A 4,648-nucleotide genomic window follows, 5' to 3' on the forward strand; every position below is an offset into this window, starting at 1 on the left:
TCCCCGGCCCGCCCGCGCGGCGGGGCGTGCGCCCCGCGGCGGCGTCACGCGGCCTGCGCACCCTCGATGTACGAGACGGCGTCGCCGACCGTGGTGAGGTTCTTGACCTCGTCGTCGGGGATGCGGACGCCGAACTTGTCCTCGGCGTGGGTCACGATCGTCATCATCGACAGCGAGTCGATGTCGAGGTCGTCCGTGAACGACTTCTCCGACACGACCGCGTCCGTGGGCAGACCGGTCTCCTCGGCGACGATCTCGGCGAGGCCCTCGAGGATCTCCTGGGAGGTGTAAGCCATGGGGTGCGTCTCTCCTTGAACGGGGTACCGGCCGTCCGGCACCGTGGGGTGTTGCGGTGCGATTGTCCCGCACCACGGGGGTCGGTCACGACCCGGGCGCAGATCCGCCCGGAACCGGACCGCTGGCTAGGGCAGCACCACGACCTGTGCCGCATAGACGAGTCCCGCGCCGAAGCCGATCTGCAGGGCCAGGTCGCCGGAGCGTGCCTGTCCCTCGGCCAGCAGGCGCTCGGTGGCGAGCGGGATCGACGCGGCCGACGTGTTGCCGGTGTCGGCGATGTCACGCGCGACCACGACGCTGTCGGGCAGCCGCAGCTGCTTCACGAGCTGGTCGATGATGCGCATGTTCGCCTGGTGGGGCACGAAGACCTGGACGTCCTCGGGCTCGACGCCCGCCTCCGCCATCGCCTTCGCCGCGACCGGTGCCATCTGGAAGCTGGCCCACTTGAAGACGGTCGGGCCGTCCTGGCGCAGCGTCGGCCAGCCGGCCGTCGGCTCCGCCCGCAGGTCGGACCAGCCGCGGGTCTGCGAGATGGCCTGCGACTTCGCGCCGTCCGAGCCCCAGACGGTCGGGCCGATGCCCGGGGTGTCGGACGGGCCGACGACGGCAGCGCCTGCGCCGTCGCCCAGCAGGAACGAGATCGACCGGTCGGTGGGGTCGACGAAGTCGGACATCTTCTCGGCACCGATCACGAGCACGTGCCGCGCGGCGCCGGAACGCACGAGCGCGTCGGCCTGGCCGATCCCGTAGGCGTACCCGGCGCAGGCGGCGGACACGTCGTAGGCCGCGGCGGGCGTGGCACCCAGTCGCTCGGCGAGGACGGCGGCCCCCGCGGGCGTCTGGTGGAAGTACGTCACCGTCGACAGGATCACGACGTCGACGTCCGCGCCGGTCAGCCCGGCGGAGCCGAGCGCCTTGCGTGCGGCGGCCTCCGCGAGGTCGAGCACGTCGACGTCGGCCGCGGCGTACCGCCGTGTGACGATGCCCGTGCGCTGGCGGATCCACTCGTCGGACGAGTCGATCGGGCCGGCCACGTCGTCGTTCGTCACGACGCGCTCGCCGCGCTCGCCGGCGATCGCGAGGATCCGCGAGAAGCGGACCGGCTCGGCCTGCCGCAGCGTGGGGCGGGACGCGGGGGACGCCGGGGGCACGGTCACGCGGTGGTCCCCGCGCCGGCGACGACGGAGTGGCGGGCGATCAGGTCGCGCGCGGCGGCGACGTCGTCCGGGCTCTTCACCGCGACCGACTCGACGCCCTTGAGCGCGCGCTTGGCCAGGCCGGTGAGCACGCCGCCGGGGGCGAGCTCGAGGATGCCGGTGACGCCGCGCTCGGCGAGGGTCTCCTGGCACAGGTCCCAGCGCACGGGCGCGGTGACCTGGGCGGCGAGCCGGGCCAGGACGTCGGCGGCGGTGCCGTGCCCGTGGGAGCCGGGCGCCAGCGCGTCGTAGGAGGCGCCGTCCGCGTCCGACAGCAGGGGCAGGCGCGGGTCGGTGGCGAGCCAGCCCGTCGCCACCTGCTCGAACGCGACGCGGGCGGTCTCCATGAAGGGCGTGTGGAACGCGCCCGCGACCTGCAGGGGGATGACGCGGGCGCGCGTCGGCGGGTCGGCGGCCAGGGCGGCGAGCCGGTCCAGGTCGCCGGCCGCGACGACCTGGCCGCCGCCGTTGACGTTCGCGGGGAACAGCCCGGCCGCCTCGATGGAGGCGAGCACCTCCTCGGGGTCGCCGCCCACGACGGCGCTCATGCCCGACGGCGCGGCCGCGGCGGCCTCCGCCATCGCCCGCGCGCGGTGCGAGACCAGGCCGACGGCGCCGGCGTCGTCGAGCGCGCCCGAGACCGCGGCAGCGCTGAGCTCGCCGACCGAGTGACCCGCGGTGACGTCCACGACCTCGGTCGTGGGGCGGCCGTCGAGGATCGCCCGCAGCGCGAGGAGCGACGACGACACGATGAGCGGCTGGGCCACGGCAGTGTCGCGGATCGTGTCCGCGTCCGACGTCGTCCCGTGCTGGGCGAGGTCGGTCCCGGCCGCGGCGGAGAAGGAGTCGAGCAGGTCGGCGGTGCCGGGCAGCTCCAGCCAGGGGCTGAGCATCCCGGGGGTCTGAGAGCCCTGTCCAGGGCAGACGACGGCGAGCACGCCCCCACGGTGTCACCCCGCCGCGGGGGCGCGTCGTCGCGACCCGCACGAACCTCGCGGATACCGATTGTGGGATTCCTCCAACACGCGCTCTGTCGGTCGCCCCACGTCCGTCCGTGCCGGCGCCTCAGCCGCCCGTGGCGCCGCCCTCGAGCTGGCCGAGGGCGAGGGCGATCTGCAGCACGAACGACTCCCGCGCGTCGAGCGGGTCCCAGCCGGTGATCTCCGAGACCTTGCGCAGGCGGTAGCGCACGGTGTTGGGGTGCACGTACAGGCGGCGGGCGGCGGCCTCGAGCGAGCGGCCCGTGCCGAGGTAGGCGGACAGCGTCTCGAGCACCGAGCCCGACGCCTCCTGCAGCGGCCGGAACGCCTGCGCCACGAGCGTGCGGCGGGCGGTGACGTCGCCGGTCAGGACACGCTCCGGCAGGATCTCGTCGGCCAGGACCGGCCGGGGGGCCTGCGGCCACGCGGGTGCCGCGGCGAGGCCGGCGAGGGCTGCGGCAGCGGAGGCGGGGGCGTCGGACACGTCGGGCACGACGCCGCCGATGACGACGGGGCCGGGTCCGAACCGGTCGAGCAGCGACGTGGCCGCGGCGACCAGATCGCCCTCGCCGCCCAGGACGAGCACCAGCCGGTCGCCGTGGATCCCCACGAGGGCGTCTCCCGCGGCGCGCCGGGCCAGCCTCCGCAGCTCCGCCGTGCGCACGTCGTCGAGCCGCGTCGTCGCCTCGCCCACCACGACGAGCGCCTGACCGCGCCCGCTCCAGCCCAGCGCCGAGACGCGGGACCGCAGCGCGTCGTCGCCGTCGCCCCGCACCAGGGCGTCCACGACCAGCGCCTCGAGCCGCGCGTCCCACGCCCCGCGGACCTCGGCCGCACGCGCGTAGACCTCGGCGGCCGAGAACGCGATCTCGCGCGAGTAGCGCAGCACCGCCTCGCGCAGGTCCCGCTCGTACCCGGGAGCGGCGATCTCGTCCGAGTGCTGCTCCACGACGTCGACCATGAGACGTACGAGCTGCAGCGTGTGCTGCAGCGAGATCGAGCGCGTGAGCTCGGGCGGCGCGGCCGCGAACATCTCGCCCACGCCGTGGGGCGTCGGGGTGGGCTCGGCGAACCAGCTCACGAATGCGTTGATGCCGGACTGCGCGACCAGGGCGACGTAGGAGCGGTCCTCGGCCGGCAGCTGCCGGTACCAGTGCACCTCCTCGTCGAGGCGGCGCATCGCCGCGGACGTGAGCAGCCCCAGGCCCTCCCGCACGCGCTGCACGTTCTCGCCCCGGCTGACAGGGCTCGGGCCGCCGTCCTCCGCGGCGCCGCCGCCGGTGGGGCTCGTCCCGCGCGCCGTCGAGGCCGGGGTGCCGGTGGTCGTCATGGGTCGAGGATACGGGCGAGGTTGTGGGGAGTGCACAAACACGGACGCTCGACGCGGGGCCCAGCCGGAGGGCCGGTCTTTGGATAGTGTCGGTCCCATGGCCCTCTTGCCCCGGCTCCGGCAGCTGCTGCGCCGGCCCTTCTCTGCCTCCACCGTGGCGGCACGTCGACAGTCGCCCTCGGAGTCGCACGGGGAGCACCTGCAGGAGGACGCCCTGCGAACCATGCTGACCGACGACCCGAACGACGCCCGGGCCTTCCGCGCGCTCGCCGAGATCGTGCGCCGCCGGGCGGCGGAGTCGCCGAACGCCGAGGACCCGCTCACCGCCCCGTCGGACGAGGCCGCCCAGCAGCGGGCCGCCGACCTCGCCGTGTGGTCCTTGGCCGAGGAGCTCGCCGGCCACCCGCGCGCCTGGCGCCCGCTGCTCGAGCTGGGCAGGCTCTCCGTCGTGGACGACCCGGAGGGTGCCTCCCGTCGGCTCGCCACGGCCGCCTCGCGCGACGCGAGCGGCGAGGCGCTCGCCGAGGGCCTCGCGATCCTGCGGGAGGCCCGCATGCCCACCGAGGCCCTGGGTCTCGGGATCGGTCACTGGCGGGTGCGGGAGCACACGCCGGAGGTGGGCCGTCATCTGGTGCTCGCGGCCCTCGAGGCGGAGCGCTACGCCGAGGCCCGCCAGCACCTGGAGTCGTTGACGCTGCACCCGGGCACCGAGGAGCTGCGTGCCGAGCTGAGCCGCATCATCGCCGCACGGGAGCCCACCACGCCGAGGTAGCGCACCACGTCGCCGACGTCGCGCGCAGCAAGTCGCCCAGACAACGCAGACGGGGCCCCGAGCCAGTTGGCTC

5 protein-coding genes are annotated in these 4,648 nt (G+C 75.3%); 1 reads left to right on the top strand and 4 read right to left on the bottom strand.

Going from position 1 to position 4,648, the window contains the following annotated elements; genetic code table 11:
• Nucleotides 1-44 precede the first annotated feature (44 nt).
• The 4 genes from ACFT55_RS19135 to ACFT55_RS19150 all read right to left on the bottom strand — a co-directional run bounded on the left by ACFT55_RS19135 (nt 45) and on the right by ACFT55_RS19150 (nt 3,803).
• On the bottom strand, nt 45-296 hold the full coding sequence (locus tag ACFT55_RS19135; protein WP_079574895.1) for an acyl carrier protein: 252 nt from the start codon (nt 294-296) through the stop codon (nt 45-47).
• Between the two features lie 126 nt (nt 297-422).
• On the bottom strand, nt 423-1,454 hold the full coding sequence (locus ACFT55_RS19140; RefSeq protein WP_380245435.1) for a beta-ketoacyl-ACP synthase III: 1,032 nt from the start codon (nt 1,452-1,454) through the stop codon (nt 423-425).
• The gene (locus ACFT55_RS19145; protein WP_380245436.1) at nt 1,451-2,431 is read right to left on the bottom strand and encodes an ACP S-malonyltransferase; all 981 of its coding nucleotides are present in this window, start codon (nt 2,429-2,431) and stop codon (nt 1,451-1,453) included. The genes ACFT55_RS19140 and ACFT55_RS19145 overlap by 4 nt, the downstream gene beginning before the upstream one ends.
• Before the next feature lie 127 nt (nt 2,432-2,558).
• Complete coding sequence (locus ACFT55_RS19150; RefSeq protein WP_380245437.1) at nt 2,559-3,803, bottom strand: PucR family transcriptional regulator; 1,245 nt, start codon at nt 3,801-3,803, stop codon at nt 2,559-2,561.
• A gap of 97 nt (nt 3,804-3,900) precedes the next feature.
• Here ACFT55_RS19150 and ACFT55_RS19155 point away from each other — a divergent pair, with 97 nt between their 5' ends.
• Nucleotides 3,901-4,575: a hypothetical protein gene (locus tag ACFT55_RS19155; protein ID WP_380245438.1), complete on the top strand. Its 675-nt coding sequence runs from the start codon at nt 3,901-3,903 to the stop codon at nt 4,573-4,575.
• The last annotated feature ends 73 nt before the right edge of the window (nt 4,576-4,648 follow it).

The organism is Isoptericola sp. NPDC057191 (assembly GCF_042670225.1).
Classification (GTDB): domain Bacteria; phylum Actinomycetota; class Actinomycetes; order Actinomycetales; family Cellulomonadaceae; genus Isoptericola.

What these genes read in the sequence shown, in the direction of transcription:
- ACFT55_RS19135 (WP_079574895.1), bottom strand. Translation starts at nt 296, where the DNA reads ATGGCTTACACCTCCCAGGAGATCCTCGAGGGCCTCGCCGAGATCGTC.
- ACFT55_RS19150 (WP_380245437.1), bottom strand. Translation starts at nt 3,803, where the DNA reads ATGACGACCACCGGCACCCCGGCCTCGACGGCGCGCGGGACGAGCCCC.
- ACFT55_RS19155 (WP_380245438.1), top strand. Translation starts at nt 3,901, where the DNA reads ATGGCCCTCTTGCCCCGGCTCCGGCAGCTGCTGCGCCGGCCCTTCTCT.